Here is an 819-nt window from a genome sequence, read left to right as displayed (position 1 = left end):
CGACCTGGTGCTTCAGGTAACAGACGGCTAACCATGGGTCCGACCGCAGACGCATTCCATTAGCTGTTCGTGGTAGAGCTTTTGGCCAGACCCTGTTAGACTTCCGGTCTAACAGGGTGGCAACGGCGCGCCGAGCCTGCCGGGGATTGTTCCGTCGGCAAACGGCGAAGTGCTTTTTCCAGCGGAAGTCGCCTGTTCTGGACCGAAAGCAGGGACCGGGGGCTCAACCATGGCTGAACGGAACTATACCCGTCAGCTCGCGACAATCATTTCTATCGACGCCGTGGGCTTTTCACGGCTGATGGGCATCGACGACGAACTTGCCGTCGCGGCCTTCGAGGAAAGGCGCGATATCATCACCGACAGTTGCGGTGCCTTTGGCGGCCGCACCTTCGGCGTCGCCGGCGACAGCATCATGGCCGAATTCGGCAATCCGATCGAAGCCTTGCGCGCGGCCTTCGATTTCCAGGATCGGATCATGGCACTCAATGCATCGGCCGCCGAAGAGATGCGCATGCCGTTCCGGGCCGGGATCAACACCGGCGATGTCATCGTCCGCGAAGGCCGCCTCTATGGCGACGATGTCAACATCGCCGCCCGGCTCCAGGAGTTCGCCCCGCATGACGGCCTCGCCATTTCCGAGACGACCTGGCATCACGTCAAGGACAAGACGGCGGCGAATTTCACCGATCTCGGCGAGTTCATGCTGAAGAACATCGCGCTGCCGGTGCGCGTCCTGATAGCCGGGCGCGATGGCAACGGTGCCGCGATGGCGGCTCCCTTGGCCGCCATCCCCACAGCGCCCGGTCACTACAAACC

General features: G+C 62.3%; 1 protein-coding gene. It reads left to right on the top strand.

Annotated features, from left to right (window positions below; all coding sequences use genetic code 11):
- Nucleotides 1–229: 229 nt before the first annotated feature.
- Nucleotides 230–819 (top strand): adenylate/guanylate cyclase domain-containing protein (locus EOA29_RS38485; protein ID WP_145970124.1); only part of this gene is annotated, 590 nt, incomplete at its 3' end.

Origin of the sequence: Mesorhizobium sp. M1E.F.Ca.ET.063.01.1.1 (assembly GCF_003998155.1) — a bacterium.
Lineage (GTDB): Bacteria > Pseudomonadota > Alphaproteobacteria > Rhizobiales > Rhizobiaceae > Mesorhizobium.
The sequence above is the reverse complement of the archived record's forward strand: the minus strand, read 5'-3'. Positions and strand labels throughout refer to the sequence as shown.